13 protein-coding genes and 1 pseudogene are annotated in these 17,507 nt (G+C 74.4%); 2 read left to right on the plus strand and 12 right to left on the minus strand.

What is annotated here, in order from left to right; translation table 11 throughout:
* Window positions 1-6: 6 nt before the first annotated feature.
* Both ACFY32_RS03660 and ACFY32_RS03665 read right to left on the minus strand, forming a co-directional pair.
* Window positions 7-888, minus strand: coding sequence for an alpha/beta hydrolase (locus tag ACFY32_RS03660; RefSeq protein WP_359195930.1), 882 nt, complete (start codon window positions 886-888; stop codon window positions 7-9).
* A gap of 543 nt (window positions 889-1,431) precedes the next feature.
* Window positions 1,432-2,124: a metal-dependent transcriptional regulator gene (locus ACFY32_RS03665; protein ID WP_359195933.1), complete on the minus strand. Its 693-nt coding sequence runs from the start codon at window positions 2,122-2,124 to the stop codon at window positions 1,432-1,434.
* A 216-nt stretch (window positions 2,125-2,340) separates the two neighbouring features.
* Here ACFY32_RS03665 and ACFY32_RS03670 point away from each other — a divergent pair, with 216 nt between their 5' ends.
* Window positions 2,341-3,096: an SIS domain-containing protein gene (locus tag ACFY32_RS03670; RefSeq protein ID WP_359195936.1), complete on the plus strand. Its 756-nt coding sequence runs from the start codon at window positions 2,341-2,343 to the stop codon at window positions 3,094-3,096.
* An 89-nt stretch (window positions 3,097-3,185) separates the two neighbouring features.
* On the opposite strand, the gene ACFY32_RS03675 is transcribed toward ACFY32_RS03670, so the two are convergent.
* Entirely contained in the window at window positions 3,186-4,595 is a 1,410-nt protein-coding gene (locus tag ACFY32_RS03675) for a PAS domain-containing protein (protein ID WP_390673339.1), read from the minus strand.
* Between the two features lie 402 nt (window positions 4,596-4,997).
* Entirely contained in the window at window positions 4,998-6,098 is a 1,101-nt protein-coding gene (locus ACFY32_RS03680) for a citrate synthase 2 (RefSeq protein ID WP_359195942.1), read from the minus strand.
* Window positions 6,099-6,280: 182 nt separating this feature from the next.
* Here ACFY32_RS03680 and pdxH point away from each other — a divergent pair, with 182 nt between their 5' ends.
* A complete protein-coding gene (pdxH, locus tag ACFY32_RS03685; protein ID WP_359195945.1) occupies window positions 6,281-6,949 on the plus strand; it encodes a pyridoxamine 5'-phosphate oxidase in 669 nt (222 codons plus the stop codon).
* Window positions 6,950-6,954: 5 nt separating this feature from the next.
* Here the strand turns inward: pdxH and ACFY32_RS03690 are convergent, their stop codons facing one another.
* The 8 genes and pseudogenes from ACFY32_RS03690 to ACFY32_RS03725 all read right to left on the minus strand — a co-directional run.
* A complete protein-coding gene (locus tag ACFY32_RS03690; RefSeq protein WP_359195948.1) occupies window positions 6,955-7,587 on the minus strand; it encodes a TetR/AcrR family transcriptional regulator in 633 nt (210 codons plus the stop codon).
* On the minus strand, window positions 7,575-8,312 hold the full coding sequence (locus tag ACFY32_RS03695; protein ID WP_390673340.1) for an enoyl-CoA hydratase family protein: 738 nt from the start codon (window positions 8,310-8,312) through the stop codon (window positions 7,575-7,577). The genes ACFY32_RS03690 and ACFY32_RS03695 overlap by 13 nt, the downstream gene beginning before the upstream one ends.
* A complete protein-coding gene (locus ACFY32_RS03700; RefSeq protein ID WP_390673341.1) occupies window positions 8,309-9,877 on the minus strand; it encodes a 4-coumarate--CoA ligase family protein in 1,569 nt (522 codons plus the stop codon). The genes ACFY32_RS03695 and ACFY32_RS03700 overlap by 4 nt, the downstream gene beginning before the upstream one ends.
* 97 nt (window positions 9,878-9,974) lie before the next feature.
* Window positions 9,975-11,114, minus strand: coding sequence for an acyl-CoA dehydrogenase family protein (locus ACFY32_RS03705; RefSeq protein WP_359194980.1), 1,140 nt, complete (start codon window positions 11,112-11,114; stop codon window positions 9,975-9,977).
* Window positions 11,115-11,200: 86 nt separating this feature from the next.
* A complete protein-coding gene (locus ACFY32_RS03710) occupies window positions 11,201-13,042 on the minus strand; it encodes a biotin carboxylase N-terminal domain-containing protein (RefSeq protein ID WP_390673342.1) in 1,842 nt (613 codons plus the stop codon).
* Window positions 13,043-13,050: 8 nt separating this feature from the next.
* Complete coding sequence (locus tag ACFY32_RS03715; protein ID WP_390673343.1) at window positions 13,051-14,649, minus strand: acyl-CoA carboxylase subunit beta; 1,599 nt, start codon at window positions 14,647-14,649, stop codon at window positions 13,051-13,053.
* Window positions 14,646-16,322 carry an acyclic terpene utilization AtuA family protein gene (locus ACFY32_RS03720; protein ID WP_390673344.1) on the minus strand — a complete coding sequence of 559 codons (1,677 nt, stop codon included), beginning with the start codon at window positions 16,320-16,322 and terminating at the stop codon, window positions 14,646-14,648. The genes ACFY32_RS03715 and ACFY32_RS03720 overlap by 4 nt, the downstream gene beginning before the upstream one ends.
* A gap of 251 nt (window positions 16,323-16,573) precedes the next feature.
* Window positions 16,574-17,362 (minus strand): annotated as a pseudogene (locus tag ACFY32_RS03725) (TIGR03084 family metal-binding protein); the annotation flags it as partial.
* Between the last annotated feature and the right edge of the window lie 145 nt (window positions 17,363-17,507).

A 17,507-nucleotide genomic window follows, 5' to 3' on the forward strand; every position in this document is an offset into this window, starting at 1 on the left:
GTTTTCTCAGGTGTCGCGGAGGCTGTCGAGGAACGGCTCGACGGCCGCCCGCCATGCCTCCGGCTGGTCGTAGTGGACGAGGTGGCCGGCGTCGGCGACCTCCGCGTACTGGCCGCGGGGCAGCACCCGGACCATCTCCTGGGCCTCCGCCCGGCCCAGTTGCCCGTCCAGACCGCGGACCACCAGGGTCGGGCACCGGACCTGGGCCAGTTCCTCCCAGTGCGCGTCGTACACCCAGGTCTCGCGGGAACTGAGCATCTGCTCGGGGTCGAAGACCGGCCGCCAGCCGTCCGGGGCCTCGGCCATCACCTCGGCGTAGAACTCGCCGCGGGCCGGGTTGGGGCGCTCCACCCAGGGGTCGTCCTCGCCGAACCACTTGCGGACGTCGGCGAGGGTGGCGAACGGCACCGGCCAGGCCCGGAACCACTCCGTCCACTCGCGCTGCGAGGCGGCGCCGAGCGCGGAGGCCCGCATGTCGCAGATGACCAGGCCACGAACGAGGTCCGGGCGTCTGGCGGCGAGCTGCCAGGCGGTCAGCGCGCCCATCGCGTGGCCGATCAGGACGGCCGGGGCGAGGCCGAGCCGGTCGAGGGCGGCCTCCGCGTCCTCGACGTAGGACTCGCGGGTGAAGGACGCCTTCGGGGGTTTCTCGCTGCGGCCGTGGCCGCGCTGGTCCAGGGCGATCGCCCGGTGGCGCTCGGAGAGCCAGCGGGCCGTGGCCGCCCAGTGGGAGGCGCGGCCCATCAGGCCGTGCAATAAGAGCACCCCCGGAGCGGAGGCGTCCCCGGCGGCCGTCCCGGGCGCCGGATCGGTCTTGGGAGGGTCGCCGAACTCCCAGGCCGCGAGGCGTACGCCGCCCGCGCCGGTCACGTCGATGCGCCGCGCCATAGGTTGTGACACCCCCAAGCTCCGCTCGGACCGCCCGCTCCCGCTGGGACCGGCCGGTCCCCTGTGAACCGTGCTCTGCCTGCCGTCTGTTCCGTCCGGTGTGGAGCCGGTGTCCGCGGCCGACCGACCGCCGCAGACTATCGAAAGTTCTTTCGAAATAGGCGGTCTGCCGGACAACACCCCTCAATCGAGTGACACCTGGCCGGGATTGATCGTCGCTGCCGGGGGGAGATCTCCAGCGGGGGGCGGACCGCTCGGGGAAAGCCGGTCCGAGGGATTGACCCTGAGAGCTCGGGGCTCCGGGTCAGCACAGGGGAGGACAGGCCCCGGCGCCGCGAGGTGCCGGGGCCCTCTCCGTCTTCGCGGCACATCCTCCCCCTCCTCCGGCAGGCGGCCTCGCCGCGGGGCGACCGGGGCCGCGCGTCATATGCCTCCTGCGCCAGCCTGGCACGGGAAACCGGCGGGCGCTGCGGTTCGACCGACCGAATCCGGGGATTCGACGGATCGCCCGGTGGCCGGTGTCCGGCGTCCGGCCCGCGGGCGTCAGCCCTTGGCGACGAAGACGTGGGAGGCGACGTCCGACTGCAGCTCGGCCGCCTCGCCGCCGCTGCCCACCAGCACCCCGCCCGGGGACTCGGTCACGCTCACCACCGAGCCGGGCTGCACACCCGCCCGGCGCAGCGTGTACATGAGCTGCGCGTCCGTCTGGATCGGCTCGCCGATGCGGCGCACCACGACGGTCTTGCCCTCCAGGCCCGGGTCCAGGTCGGCGAGGGAGACCATGCCCTCGTGCAGGAACGGATCGGCGCCGTCCGCCTCGCCCAGCTCCTCCAGGCCCGGGATCGGGTTGCCGTACGGCGACTCGGTGGGGTGGCGCAGCAGCTCCAGGACGCGGCGCTCCACGGCCTCGCTCATCACGTGCTCCCAGCGGCACGCCTCGGCGTGCACCTGCTCCCACTCCAGGCCGATCACGTCGACGAGCAGACACTCCGCGAGCCGGTGCTTGCGCATCACGCGCGTGGCCAGCTTGCGGCCCTCCTCGGTCAGCTCCAGGTGCCGGTCGCTGGCGACGGAGACCAGGCCGTCGCGCTCCATCCGCGCCACGGTCTGGCTGACCGTCGGGCCGCTCTGGTCGAGCCGCTCGGCGATCCGGGCACGCATGGGGACCACACCTTCCTCCTCCAGCTCGAGGATGGTGCGGAGATACATCTCCGTGGTGTCGATCAGTCCGGACATACGTGCCCCTTGTGAGTCTGCCGGAGCCTCTCCGGCGCGTGCGCTGGCCCTGTACCAATTCTGACGCATCGCGCTGACAACCGTGCCGTGCCGGGACGACCACGGCCTCGGACGGGCCCCGCGGGGCCTTCCGGCGGGCCCGTACGCCGTGTTGACACCGCGCTGGTCCAGACCGCACCGTGAGGCGCGACACCGCCACAGACGAAGGGGCACCGCATGAGCGACCGCAAGCCGGCCGGCCAGTTCCTCGACGCGGCGATCGACCTGCTGCACCGGGTCCGCGAGGAGGAGGCCGGCAGCGTCGAGGCGGCCGGCACCCTGCTCGCCGACACCGTGGAGCGGGGCGGCCGGCTGTTCGCCTTCGGCGCCGGCCACTCCTCGCTCGCCGCCCAGGACGTGGTGTACCGGGCGGGCGGGCTGGCCCTGATGAACCTCCTGGTGGTGCCCGGCGTCGTCGGCGTCGACGTCATGCCGGCCACCCTCGGCTCCGCCCTGGAGCGCGTCGACGGTCTGGCGAGCGCCGTGCTGGACTCCTCGCCGCTGCGCGCGGGCGACGCCCTGGTGATCGTCTCCCTGTCCGGGCGCAACGCGCTGCCGGTGGAGATGGCGCTGAACGCACGCGCCCTCGGGGTGAAGGTCATCGGCGTGACCTCGCTGGCCTACGCGGAGCAGACCCGGTCGCGGCACGCCTCGGGGACGTTCCTGAAGGACCACTGCGACATCGTCCTCGACTCCAAGATCGCGGTCGGGGACGCGGAACTCACCCTCGACACCGTGCCCGCCCCCTTCGCCCCGGCCTCCACGGTCGTCACCACCGCGCTGCTCCAGGCGGTGCTGGCCGCCACCGCGGGCGCCCTGGCCGACCGCGGCATCGAGCCGCCGCTGCTGCGCTCCGGCAACGTCGACGGCGGCCACGAGTGGAACGGCCGGGTCCTGGAGCAGTACCGGGACCGGATCTTCTACCGGCACTGAGCACCCGCCGCCCGGCTCGTGCCGCGGACGCGGCCGGACGCCGGACCCCAGCCGCCGCAAGACGGACCCAGCCGCCGGACGCCAGGGACCTAGGAGGGCCGCTCCCCCGCCTTCAGGGTCCCGGCCAGGTCCAGGGCCGTCGCGATGCGTACCGCCACGTCCTCGGCGTACATCGCGTCGGCCCGCTCGAAGGCGCTGCGGCCGGACCCGCGCAGAAACGTCACGACGCCGAGCGTGCGGCCCCGGCTGCGCAGCACCGCGCACAGGGCGTGCACGGTGTCCTCGGGCCACAGCCGCGCCGCCGCCCAGGCCCGCGCCCGCTCGGGCGCCATCGCCCCGGCGCCGGCCCGCACCGACCCGGCGCGCTCGGCGCACTGCACCGCGGGGTGCCCCTCGCCGTAGCGCACCGGCAGCCCGGCCGTGCCCGGCGGCAGGCTGGGCCCCGGCGCCCCGGACGGCGTGGCCGCGACCCGGACCAGCCGGACCGGCTCCGCGTCCTCCCCGTCGGCGAGCGGGCCGCCCGCCACCCGGTCGATCAGCGCGTGGTCGGCGAACCCGGCCAGCGCGAAGTCCAGATGGACGGTGGCCGCCTCCGCCGGGTCCTCGCACTCGGCGGCGGCCCGTGCCGCGCGGTGCAACTGGTTGCAGCGGAAGCGCAGCAGCGACGCCTCCTGCTCGGTCTGCTTGGCCTCGGTGACGTCCTGGAACAGCCAGCCGACGCCGAGCGGCACCGGCTCCTCCGTCAGCGGGGAGGCCAGCCGCAGGAACCCGCTGCTCCAGCAGCGGCGCCGCTCGCCCTCCTCGGTGCGCACGCTCACCCAGATCTCGGCGGGCGCGGGCGGGGCGCCCTCCGCGAGGACGTGCGTGAGGGCGCTCTCCAGTTCCTCCACGCCCTGCGAGAGCAGCTCCCCCAGGGGCCGGCCCAGTACGGACGTACGGCCGGTGCCCAGCGCCCGCGCGGCGTGCGCGTTGACGACGGCCGGGCGCAGGTCGGCGTCGACCAGGACCACGCCCCAGCTCGCGTCCTCGAACAGGGCCTCGCTCAGCGCGATCGACCGCTCCAGGTCGATCTGCGCGTGCACCTCGCTGAAGGCGCAGTACAGTCCCGCCGGTTCGCCGTCGGGGCCGCGGACGGCCGCGGACTGGGTGCGCACCAGCACCCGCCCGCCGTCCTTGGTCAGCAGCGCGAACTCGTGCACCTGCCGGCCGGCCGCCCGCATCGCGGCCATCAGCCGGCCCTCGATCTCCTCGGCGTCGGCCTCGCGCACGGCCCACCCGGCGAAGCCCTGCCGCCCCACGGCCTCGGCCGCCGTCCAGCCGAGGATGCGCTCCGCCTCGCGGTTCCAGTGGGTGACCACCCCGGCCGCGTCGAAGGCGCACAGCGCCGCGTCCATCCCGTCGAGCAGTGCGGCCAGCAGATCCGCGCCCTCCCGCTCGGGATGGGCGGGCTCGTCCGGTCCCAGCTCGTCGGTGGTTCCACTACGCCGGGAAGCACTCACCTGAACCCCCCTGCACACTGCGTCCGCCGTACGGCAACGTCGGTTCCCACACTCGCCTTCATTCAACTCGAACGTGACCCAGCGCACATCTGGTTCCCGCAAGTTCGCGGAAATCGTTGTACGCCGGAAATCCGGTTGATCGGCCGCGCGGACCTTCCTAAGGTTGCTGGTACTTCGGAAAGGAGGTGGTTCGGCAGATGTATGGATACCGGACGGAAGAGGTGGCTGCGGGCTAGCGGCCCGTCACCACATCGAGTGCGGTGCCGGACCAGCGTGTGCGTGATGCACGCGGCCGGCCAATCCCACGCAGTCACCCGACCCGCGAGTCGCCGGTACGTCCGGCCGGCTTCTCCCTTCCGGGGAGAGACCTGACTCGCGGGTCGCCTGCGTGTACGGGCCCGGTCAGCCGGCGATGGTGCCGTAGCCGGGGATCTCTCGCGGGTCGCGGGCGGACGGGCCGGTGTAGCGGGCGGAGGGCCGCACCAGGCGGCCGGTGCGCTTCTGCTCCAGGATGTGCGCGGACCAGCCGGCGGTGCGGGCGCAGGTGAACATGGACGTGAACATGTGGGCGGGGACCTCGGCGAAGTCCAGGACGATGGCCGCCCAGAACTCCACGTTGGTGGCCAGCACCCGGTCGGGCCGGCGGGCGTGCAGCTCCGCCAGGGCCGCCTTCTCCAGGGCCTCGGCGATCTCGAAGCGCGGGGCGCCGAGTTCGCGGGCGGTGCGGCGCAGGACGCGGGCGCGGGGGTCCTCCGCGCGGTAGACGCGGTGCCCGAAGCCCATCAGGCGCTCGCCCCGGTCCAGGGCCTTCTTGACGTACGCCTCGGCGTCGCCGGTGCGCTCGATCTCCTCGATCATGCCCAGCACTCGGGAGGGCGCGCCGCCGTGCAGCGGGCCGGACATGGCGCCGACCGCCCCGGAGAGGGCGGCGGCCACGTCGGCGCCGGTGGAGGCGATGACCCGGGCGGTGAACGTGGAGGCGTTCATGCCGTGTTCGGCGGCCGAGGTCCAGTAGGCGTCGACGGCCTTGACGTGCTTGGGGTCGGGCTCGCCGCGCCAGCGGATCATGAAGCGTTCGACGACGGACCCGGCCTTGTCGATCTCGCGCTGCGGAACCATGGGCAGGCCCTGGCCGCGGGCGGACTGGGCGACGTAGGACAGGGCCATCACGGCGGCGCGGGCGAGGTCGTCGCGGGCCTGCCCGGCGTCGATGTCCAGCAGCGGCCTGAGGCCCCAGACCGGCGCCAGCATGGCGAGGGCGGACTGCACGTCGACCCGGATGTCACCGGAGTGCACCGGGATCGGGAACGGCTCGGCGGGCGGCAGGCCCGGGTTGAAGGCGCCGTCGACCAGCAGCCCCCAGACGCTGCCGAAGGAGACGTGCCCGACCAGGTCCTCGATGTCGACGCCGCGGTAGCGCAGCGCGCCGCCCTCCTTGTCGGGTTCGGCGATCTCCGTCTCGAACGCGACGACTCCTTCGAGCCCGGGTACGAAGTCGGACATCAGGCGGCTCCTCGTGATCGTGGTCGTGGGTCATGGGTCGGCTCCCCCGCGGCCCTTTCGGTGGTGCCCCGTTGGCCGCACGATATCCCCGAGTGCCACCGCCGGGGAGGGGTCGCGGCACTGGGTGCCAGCACGTGACGAAGGACACCGTGCGCGGGTGCGCGATACGGCAAGATGACCGCGTGACCGACGCAGACGCCGTCCCCTTCGACCTCGCCTCGATGCGCAAGCAGTACCGGGCCGAGGGGCTTTCCGAGTCCGAGCTGGCCGCCACCCCCGTCGAGCAGTTCGCCCGCTGGTTCAAGCAGGCGGCGACGGACGGCGGCCTCTTCGAGCCGAACGCCATGGTCGTCTCGACCGCCGACGCCGAGGGCCGGCCCAGCTCCCGTACGGTGCTGCTGAAGCACTTCGACGAGCGGGGCTTCGTCTTCTACACCAACTACGGCTCCCGCAAGGCCCGCGACCTCGCCGCCAACGCGCACGTCTCGCTGCTGTTCCCCTGGCACCCGATGGCCCGCCAGGTGATCGTCACGGGTACGGCGGCCCGGACCGGGCGGGACGAGACGGCGGCGTACTTCCGCACCCGGCCGCACGGTTCGCAGTTGGGGGCGTGGGCCAGCACCCAGTCCTCGGTGGTGGGCTCCCGCGCGGACCTCGACGCCGCCTACGCGGAGCTGGCGGCCCGCTATCCGCAGGGCGAGCAGGTGCCGGTGCCGCCGCACTGGGGCGGGTTCCGGGTGGTCCCGCAGACGGTGGAGTTCTGGCAGGGCCGGGAGAACCGGCTGCACGACCGGCTGCGGTACGTCGCCCGGCCGGACGGCGACTGGCGGGTGGAGCGGCTCAGTCCCTGACCGGCTCAGTCCCCGTCCGGCCCGGGGTCCAGGACGGCGGCCAGCAGGTCCGCCCACTGGGCGACCACCCGCTCCCGGCGCGGCGCGTCGTCGGTGAGGAGGTTGGCCAGGCCCAGGCCGCGGGCCATGTCGAGCAGCCCCTGCACGCTCTCGCGGACGCCGGGGCGGCTCTCGTCGGCGCCGAGCAGGTCGACGGCGATGCGGTGGGTCTCCCGGCCGACCCGGGCCTCCAGTTCGGTGACCCGGCCGCGGAGCTGCTCCTCGTTCGAGGCGGCCACCCACAGGTGCAGGGCGGCGCGGAAGAGGGGGCCGGTGTAGAGGTCGACGAGGGCGGCGACCACCGCGCGGCGGTCGGCGGCGCCCTCGGGGAAGAGGGCGCGCAGGGCGAGGGAGCGTTCCTCGGCGACGTACTCGACGGCGGCCGTGAACAGGTCCTCGCGGGTCGGGAAGTGGTGCTGGGCCGCGCCCCGGGAGACGCCCGCGCGCATCGCGACGACGGCGACCGTGGAGCCCGCCCAGCCGTGTTCGGCGAGGCAGGCCACGGCGGCGGCCAGCAGCTTCCGCCGGGTGGCGCGGCTGCGGTCCTGCTTGGGGACGCGCTCGCGTTCGGCGCGGTCGGTCGTGCTCACACCGCCCATTGCGGGTCCCGTCGTTCGAGGAAGGCCGTCATCCCCTCGCGGGCCCGCGGGGAGGCGAACAGCTCGGCCGAGAGCGCGGTCAGGGCGGCCGCGTCCCGGTCGAAGGCCGACAGCACCTTAGCCGTGAGCAACCGCTTGGTCTCGGCCAGGGCCCGGGGCTCGGCCCGCCGCAGCCCCGCCAGGACGGGCGCGAGGACGGCGTCCACGTCCTCGCCCGCCGCGGTGAGCAGCCCGATCCGGGCGGCCTCGGCGGCGTCGAAGCGCTCCCCGGTGAGGTAGTAGCGGGCGAGGGCGCGCGGGTCGGTGCGGGGCAGCAGCGGCAGCGAGACGACGGCGGGGGCCACGCCGATGCGGACCTCGGTGAAGGCGTAGCTGGAGGCCGTGGCCCCGGCGGCGATGTCGCAGGCGGCGAGCAGTCCGAGGCCGCCCGCGCGGACGTGGCCGGTGACCCGGGCGACGACCGGTTTGGGCAGGGCGACGAGCTGCCGCAGCAGGGCGACCAGCGCGTCCGGGTCCGGCGGGTCGCGCAGGTCGGCGCCGGCGCTGAAGGTGGTGCCGGTGTGGGTGAGGACGACCGCGCGGACGCGGTCGTCCGCCCCGGCCTGCGCGAGGGCGCCGGCCAGCTCGGTCACCAGGGCGGCCGAGAGGGCGTTGCGGTTGCCCGGGGAGTCCAGGGTGAGGGTGGTGACGGCACGCGCGTGGGTGCGGGCGACGAGCGTGCTCACGCGCCCTCCCGGAGCCGGCGGCGCAGGATCTTGCCGGACGCGGCCCTCGGCACCTCGCCGGTGAAGGTCACCCGCCGGACGCGTTTGTAGGGGGCGACGCGCTCGGCGACGTACATCATGACCTCGCTCTCGGTGAGACCGGCGGCGGTCGGCTGGCGGACGACGTACGCCTGCGGGATCTCGGTGCCGTCCTCGTCGTAGACGCCGATCACGGCGGCGTCGGCGATGCCGGGATGGGTGAGCAGCAGGGCCTCCAGTTCGGCGGGGGCCACCTGGAAGCCCTTGTACTTGATGAGTTCCTTCACCCGGTCGACGATGAACAGCCAGCCCTCCGCGTCGACGTGTCCGACGTCCCCGGTGTGCAGCCACCTGTCGGCGTCGATCATCGCGGCGGTGGCTTCGGGGCGGCCCAGGTAGCCCTTCATCACCTGCGGGCCCCGGATCAGGATCTCGCCGGACTCGCCGGTGCCCAGGTCCTCGCCGGGGTCGTCCAGGGAGACGATCCGCATCTCGGTCCCGGCGATCAGCTTGCCGACGGTGCCGGGGGGCGCGGCGGCCATCGCGTCCCGGGGGACGACGTGGGTGCCCGGGGACAGCTCGGTCATGCCGTACGCCTGGCCGACCGGCGGCAGGCCCAACCGCCGGGAGCAGGCGGCGGCGAGCCGCGCGTCCAGCGGCGCGGCGGCGCTGACGATCCGCCTCAGCGACGACAGGTCGTACTGGGCGACCAGCGGGTGCTTGGCGAGGGCGAGGACGATCGGCGGGGCGACGTACAGGTCGGTGATGCGGTGGTGCTGGATCGCCGCGAGGAACGGCTCCAGGTCGAAGCGCGGCAGCACCACCACGGTGGCGCCCTGCCGCAGCGGGGCGTTCATGAGCGCGGTCAGCCCATAAATGTGGAAGAACGGCAATACCGCCAGAACCCGGTCACCGGGTTCGGCCGGCATCGCCGGGTGGAGCTGGGCCAGGTTGGTGGCGATCTGCCGGTGGGTGAGCATCACGCCCTTGGGCGTGCCAGTGGTGCCCGAGGAGTACGGCAGGACGGCCACGTCCGTCACGGGGTCGATGGCGACGGACGGCTCGGGCGCGGTGGCGGCGAGCATGTCGGCCAGGGAGCGGTGGCCGGGCGCGCTGTCGCAGACGAAGATCTCCCGGACGCCGCCCGCCAGTCCGGCGGCCCGCCGCGCCGAGTCCAGCAGCGGCGAGACGGTCACGATCCAGCGGGCCGCCGAGTCCGTGAGCTGCCCCGCGAACTCCTCCGCCGTGGCCAGCGGATGCACCGTGGTCACCGAGGCGCCCGCGCGGGTGGCGGCGTAGAAGGCCAGCGGGAAGGCGACCGTGTTGGGGCTGTGCAGGGCGAGGACGTCGCCCTTGCGCACCCCGGCCGCCGCGAGGCCCGCGGCGACGCGCCGGTGGAACCGGTCCACCTGCTGGTACGTGAGGGTGGTGCCGTCGGTGCCGTCGATCAGCGCGGGCGCGTCCCCGAACTCGGCGGCGCGGCCGAGGACGGCCTGGTGGATGGGCAGGTCGACGGGCGGGACGTCCGCGTACTCGCTGTGGAACATGGTTCCTCCGGTACGGGTTAGGACCTGTCGTTCGGATCATGCCGCAGACGCGGGGACGTGCAGCCGATCCCCTGCGACCTGATCCGAACGACAGGCCCTAGTACGACTTGGGCAGGCCCAGGGACTGGTGGGAGACGTAGTTGAGGATCATCTCCCGGCTCACCGGGGCGATCCGGGACACCCGCGCGGCCGTGATCAGCGAGGCCAGCCCGAACTCGCGGGTCAGGCCGTTGCCGCCGAGGGTGTGCACGGCCTGGTCGACGGCCTTCACACACGCCTCCCCGGCCGCGTACTTGGCCATGTTGGCGGCCTCCCCCGCGCCCGCGTCGTCCCCCGCGTCGTACAGGTGGGCCGCCTTCTGCATCATCAGACGGGCCAGTTCCAGGTCGATGTGGGCCTGGGCGAGCGGGTGGGCGATGGCCTGGTGGGCGCCGATGGGCGTGTCCCACACCGTGCGCTCACGGGCGTAATCGACCGCCCTGGCGAGGGCGTAGCGGCCCATGCCGATCGCGAAGGCGGCGGTCATCACGCGTTCGGGGTTGAGGCCGGCGAAGAGCTGGAGCAGGCCGGCGTCCTCGTCGCCGACCAGGGCCTCGGCGGGGAGCCGCACGTCGTCCAGGGTCAGCTCGAACTGCTTCTCGGCGGCCCGCAGTTCCATGTCGATGCGGCGGCGCCCGAAGCCGGGGGTGTCGCGGGGGACGATGAACAGGCAGGGCTTGAGCCGGCCGGTGCGGGCGTCCTCGGTGCGGCCGACGATCAGGGTGGCGTCGGCTATGTCGACGCCGCTGACGAACACCTTGCGGCCGGTGAGGACCCAGCCGCCGGTGTCCGGGTCGCGGCGGGCGGTGGTGGTGATGCGGTGGCTGTTGGAACCGGCGTCGGGTTCGGTGATGCCGAAGGCCATCAGGCGGGTGCCGTCGGCGAGGCCGGGCAGCCAGCGCTGCTTCTGGGCGTCGGTGCCGAAGCGGGCGATCACCGTGCCGCAGATCGCCGGGGAGACGATGAGCATGAGCAGGGGGCAGCCGGCGGCGCCCAGTTCTTCCAGGACGATGGAGAGTTCGGTGACGCCCCCGCCGCCCCCTCCGTGGGCTTCGGGGAGGTTGACGCCGAGGTAGCCGAGTTTGCCGGCCTCGGACCAGAGGGCGGTGTGGTCGTGGTCGCGGCCGTGGCGGGTGCCGAGGGCGGCCACGGCCTCGCGCAGGGCCTTGTGTTCTTCGGTTTCGAGCACGGGGGGCATGAGGCTGCTCCTTCGGGTGCGGGATGCGTCGTGGCTTGTCGCGCTCACACGGCGGAGCCGCGTGTCCAATACGGCCTCGCGCCCCTTCAGGCGGGTTCCACGACCGCCAACAGCGAGGCGACCGTCACCTGCTGGCCCGGCTCGACGTGCAGGGACGTCAGGATTCCCGTCGTCGGGGCCGTGATGCGGTGCTCCATCTTCATGGCCTCCAGCCAGATCAGGGGCTGGCCCGCCTCGACGGCGGTGCCTTCCGTCAGGTTCTCCGCCACGCGGACGACCGTGCCCGGCATGGGGGCGAGGAGGGAGCCGGGGGCCGACTGGGCCGTCGGGTCGGGGAAGCGGGGCAGGGCGGTCAGGCGGGTGGCGCCGACGTGGACCTGGTCGCCGTAGCGGGCGACCTCGTAGCGGCGCCGTACCCCGTCCGTTTCGAGGACGACCAGGTCCGGGCCGGCGTGGACGACACGGACGCCGTCCGCCCGCGGGCCCGAGCGGCCGTGCCGGTAGCGGACCTCGTGTTCCTCGCCCGCCATGACGTACCGCTTGACCTGCGGCTGCGACGGTACGTTGCGCCAGGCGCCGAAGCGGGAACGGCCGGCGGCGTCGGCCAGGGCGGCGGCCAGCGGGGCGAGGGGGTCGGCCGCGGGGGCGGTGAGGCCGGGCAGGTGGCGGTCGTAGAAGGCGGTGTCCATGCGGGCGGACGTGAACTCGGGGTGGCGCAGCGAGCGGACGAGGAGGTCCCGGTTGGTGACCGGGCCGTGGACCGCGGCCCGCTCCAGCGCGTCGGCGAGCCGGCGGACCGCCTCCGCGCGGGTGGGCGCGTGGGCGGCCACCTTGGCGATCATCGGGTCGTAGTGGACGCCGATGTCGTCGCCGTCCGTGTAGCCGGTGTCCAGGCGGATGCCGTCCGGGACGGCGAGGCGGTGCAGGCGGCCGGTGCGCGGGGCCCAGTCGTGCGCCGGGTCCTCGGCGTACAGGCGGGCCTCGACGGCGTGGCCACGCGAGCGCGGCGGCTCCTCGTCCAGGGCGTGGCCCTCGGCGATCCGGATCTGGAGGGCGACCAGGTCGATGCCGAACACGGCCTCGGTGACCGGGTGTTCGACCTGGAGGCGGGTGTTCATCTCCAGGAAGTGCGCCCGGCCGTCGGCGACCAGGAACTCGACCGTGCCGGCGCCCACGTAGTCGACGGCACGGGCGGCGCGGACCGCCTGGGCGCGCAGTTCCTCCTCCAGTTCCGGGCCGAGGCCGGGGGCGGGGGCCTCCTCGACGACCTTCTGGTGGCGGCGCTGCAGGGAGCAGTCGCGGGTGCCGAGCGTCCACACCGTGCCGTGCGTGTCGGCGAGGACCTGCACCTCCACGTGCCGCCCGTGCTCGACGTACGGCTCCACGAACACCTCGCCGTCCCCGAAGGCGCTCGCCGCCTCCGCGCGGGCGGCCGTCAGCGCGGCGTCGAGGCCGGCGAGGTCCCGGACGACCCTCATGCCGCGCCCGCCGCCGCCCGCCGCCGCCTTCACCAGCACCGGCAGATCGGCCTCGGTGACGGTACGCAGGGGCGCGATGCCCATCAGTTCCTTGGCGCGGGTCTTGGACGCCATCGCCTCGATGGCCTCCGGCGGCGGCCCGATCCAGGTCAGCCCGGCGTCGGTGACGGCCCGCGCGAAGCCGGCGTTCTCCGACAGGAAGCCGTACCCGGGGTGCACCGCGTCGGCGCCGGCGGCGACGGCGGCCTTCACGATCAGGTCGCCGCGCAGATACGTGTCGGCGGACGCCGTCCCCGGCAGCCGCACCGCCGCGTCGGCCACGCGCGTGTGCAGGGCGCCGTCGTCGGCGTCCGAGTGCACCGCGACCGTCCGGATGCCCGACGCGCGGCAGGTCCGGAAGACCCGGCAGGCGATCTCGCCCCGGTTCGCCACCAGCACGGAAGTAATCACGGAACCCCTCACATCCGGAAGACGCCGAAGCCACCCCGCGCGCCCTGGTAGGGGGCGGTGTGGATCGCGGACAGGCACAGGCCGAGGACGGTCCGGGTGTCGCGCGGGTCGATGACCCCGTCGTCGTACAACCGCCCGGACAGGAACATCGGCAGGGACTCGGACTCGATCTGCTGCTCCACCATGGCGCGCAGCGCGGCGTCGCCCTCGTCGTCGTACGGGCGGCCCTTGGCGGCGGCCGACTGGCGGGCGACGATCGACAGCACCCCGGCGAGCTGCTGCGGGCCCATGACGGCGGACTTGGCGCTGGGCCAGGCGAAGAGGAAGCGGGGGTCGTAGGCGCGTCCGCACATGCCGTAGTGGCCGGCGCCGTAGGAGGCGCCGAGCAGGACGGACAGGTGCGGGACGCGGGAGTTGGCGACCGCGTTGATCATCATGGCGCCGTGCTTGATGATGCCGCCCTGCTCGTACTCCTTGCCGACCATGTAGCCGGTGGTGTTGTGCAGGAACAGCAGCGGGATGTCGCGCTGGTCGGCGAGCTGGATGAACTGGGCGGCCTTCTGCGACTCCTCGGAGAACAGGACGCCCCGGGCGTTGGCGAGGATGCCTAGGGGATAGCCGTGCAGGCGCGCCCAGCCGGTCGTCAGGCTCGTCCCGTACAGCGGCTTGAACTCGTCGAAGTCGGAGGCGTCGACGATCCGGGCGATCACCTCGCGCGGGTCGAAGGGCGTCCGCAGGTCCTCGGGGACGATGCCGAGCAGGTCCTCCGGGTCGTACTCCGGCGGCTCGGCCGGTCCCGGATCGGGGTACGCCTTGCGGTGGCCGAGACGGGCGACGACCCGGCGGGCCTGGCGCAGCGCGTCCGGTTCGTCCACGGCGAAGTGGTCGGCGAGGCCGGAGGTGCGGGCGTGCATCTCGGCGCCGCCGAGGGACTCGTCGTCGCTCTCCTCGCCGGTGGCCATCTTCACCAGCGGCGGGCCGCCGAGGAACACCTTCGCCCGCTCCTTGACCATGATCACGTGGTCGGACAGGCCGGGGACGTACGCGCCCCCGGCCGTGGAGTTGCCGAAGACCACGGCGATGGTGGGGATGCCCGCCGCCGACAGCCGGGTGAGGTCGCGGAAGATCGCCCCGCCGGGGATGAAGATCTCCTTCTGGGAGGGCAGGTCCGCGCCCCCCGACTCCACCAGGCTGACGCAGGGCAGCCGGTTGGCGAGGGCGATGTCGTTGGCGCGCAGGGCCTTCTTCAGCGACCACGGGTTGCTGGCGCCGCCGCGCACGGTCGGGTCGTTGGCGGTGATCAGGCACTCCACGCCCTCGACCACGCCGATCCCGGTGACCAGGGAGGCGCCGACGGTGTACTCGCTCCCCCACCCGGCCAGTGGCGACAGCTCCAGGAAGGGCGTGTCCGGGTCGAGGAGGAGTTCGACGCGCTCCCGGGCGAGCAGCTTGCCGCGCTCGCGGTGCCGTCGCACGTACTTCTCGCCGCCGCCCGCGAGGGCCTTGGCGTGTTCGGCGTCCAGGTCGGCGAGCCTGGCCAGCATCGCCTCGCGGTTCGCCCGGTGGCCGGGGGCGGCCGGGTCCAGGGCGGAGGACAGGACCGTCACAGGAGTACCTCCGGTATGTCCAGGTGGCGGGCGCGCAGCCATTCGCCGAGCGCCTTGGCCTGCGGGTCGAAGCGGGCCTGCGCGGCGACGCCCTCGCCGAGGAGCGAGGCGACGACGAAGTTCAGGGCGCGCAGTCGGGGCAGCACGTGCCGGGTGACGGGCAGGTCGCGGGTCTCGGGGAGCAGTTCCCGGAACCGGTCGACGGTCAGCTCGTGCGCCAGCCACCGCCAGGCGTCCTCGGTGCGGGCCCACACCCCGACGTTGGCGTCGCCGCCCTTGTCCCCGCTGCGGGCCCCGGCGACCAGCCCGAGGGGCGCCCGGCGCCGGGGACCGGGCGGCAGCGGCAGCGGCGGCGGCGGCGGGGGTTCGGGTACGTCGGTGAGGGCGGCGGTGTGCTGGGGCGGCGGTACGGCGATGCGGGTGCCGTCGTGGAGGACGGCCACATGGTCGACGGCGCCATGGGGGATGTACACATCCTCGAAGACCCCATAGGGGGCGCCCTTTCCAGGTGGTGCGAGCACATGGAAGCCCGGGAAGCTGGCGAGGGCGAGTTCGACGGCCGCGCCGCTCAGCGCCCGGCCGACGGGCCGCTGGTCGGGGTCCCGCACGACCAGGCGGAGCAGGGCGCTGGCCGTCTCCTCGGTCGGGGCGTCCGGCCGGTCGGTGCGGACCAGTTCCCAGCGCGCCTCGGCGACCTTGCCGACGACGGACGCGAGCTGCTCGCGCACCAGCGCGGCCTTGGCCTCGATGTCCAGCCCGGTGAGCACGAAGACGACCTCGTTGCGGAAGCCGCCGAGCCGGTTCAGGCCGACCTTGAGGGTGGGCGGCGGGGCCTCGCCGCGCACGCCCTCGATCCGTACCCGGTCGGGGCCGTCGGGGGTGAGCGTCACCGTGTCCAGCCGGGCGGTGACGTCCGGCCCCGGGTAGCGGGCGCCGCCCGTCTCGTACAGCAGTTGGGCCGTCACCGTCCCGGCGTCCACGAAGCCGCCGGTCCCCTCGTGCTTGGTGACCACGCAGGTGCCGTCGGCGGCCAGCTCGGCGAGCGGGAAGCCCGGACGCCGTACGTCACCGTCCCGGAAGAAGGCGTAGTTCCCGCCGGTGGCCTGCGCCCCGCACTCCAGGACGTGCCCGGCGACGACCGCGCCCGCGAGCCGGTCGTACTCCGTCGGCGCCCAGCCGAAGTGCGCGGCGGCCGGCCCGGTGACCAGGGCGGCGTCGGTGACCCGCCCGGTGACCACGATGTCGGCGCCGGCCCGCAGGCAGGCGGCGATCCCGAAGCCGCCGAGGTAGGCGTGGGCGGCGAGCGTGCCGGGGTGCGCGGCGGTGAGGTCGTCGCCCTCGACGTGGGCGACGCGGACCGGGATGCCGAGCCGGCCGGCGAGGGCGCGTACCGCGTCGGCGAGCCCGGCGGGGTTGAGCCCGCCGGCGTTGGTGACGATCTTGACGCCCCGGTCGTGGGCGAGACCGAGGCACTCCTCCAGTTGCCGGAGGAAGGTGCGGGCGTACCCGGCGCCGGGGTCCTTGAGCCGGTCGCGGCCGAGGATGAGCATGGTCAGCTCGGCGAGATAGTCACCGGTGAGCACGTCCAGCGGGCCGCCGGTGAGCATCTCGCGCAGCGCGTCGAAGCGGTCGCCGTAGAAGCCGGAGGCGTTGCCGATCCGCAGGGGGGTCACCGGGCGTGGCCCTTCGGCGCGGGGGCCGTGCCGGGCGGGCGACCGGGGGTGGGCGGGTCGGTGCCGTCGCCGGCGGGCGGGTGTCCCGCGCCGGGTGAGCGGCCGGGTAGGTCGGTGCCGTCGGCGGTGGACGGGTGTCCCGCGCCGGGTGAGCGGCCGGGCGGGTCGGTGCCGTCGCCGGCGGGCGGGCGACCGGGGGTGGGCGGGTCGGTGCCGTCGCCGGCGGACGCGCGTCCCGCGCCGGGCAGGTGTCCCGCGCCGGGCGGGCGACCCGGGCCCGGCGGTCCGGCGAATGCCTGGGCGATGTCCAGCCAGCGGTCGGCGTCCGCGCCCTCGGCGCGCAGCGCGAGGTCGGCGCGGTGTGCGCGCTGGGTGGTGAGCAGGCAGAAGTCGAGCGCGGGCCCGGTCACCCGCTGAGCCGCGTCCGCAGGACCGTACGCCCAGACGCCGGCGCCCAAGGGCGCGGTGAGTTCGACGCGGAACTCCTCGGCGGGCGGGGTGATCCCCCGGTTCAGGAAGGCGTAGTCCCGGGTGCGCACCCCGAGCCGGGCCACATGCCGGAGCCGGTCGGTGGCCGGCCGGGACACACCGAGCGTGCCGGCCACGTCCAAGCCGTGCGCCCAGGTCTCCATCAGACGGGCGGTGGCCATGGAGGCGACACCCATGGGCGGCCCGTACCAGGGGAACCGGGCGCCCGGCGGGGCCTTCCGCAGGGCCAGGTCCAGCGCCGCGCGGCCCCGCCGCCAGTTCGCCAGCAGGTCGGCGGGCGGGACGGCGGCGCCCGCCTCGGCGCCCTCGTCCACGAAGGTGCCGGGCGCGGCGAGGGCCTTCTCCACCAGGGCGCGGAAGCCGTCCTCGTCGGTCACGGCCAGCAGGGCCGAGTGGTCGGTCCAGGCCAGGTGCGCGATCTGGTGGGCGACGGTCCACCCGGGCGCGGGGGTGGCGAGCGCCCACTGCTCGGGGCTCAGCCGGGCGACCAGCGCGTCGAGTTCCTCGCTCTCCTCGCGCAGGTCGTCGATCACGGGCGTCGGATCGGACACGGGGGCGCTCCCCTCGGGCACGGCGGCGTGCGGGGTGGGGTGGTGCGGGGCGTGTACGGGCGGTGCGGTGCGAGGAGCATGGCAGCGAGGCGAGAAACAATCAAGCGTGCTTGCATGAATCCACCCGACGAAAAAACCGGCCCGT

Source organism: Streptomyces sp. NPDC000134, assembly GCF_042899225.1.
Classification (GTDB): domain Bacteria; phylum Actinomycetota; class Actinomycetes; order Streptomycetales; family Streptomycetaceae; genus Streptomyces.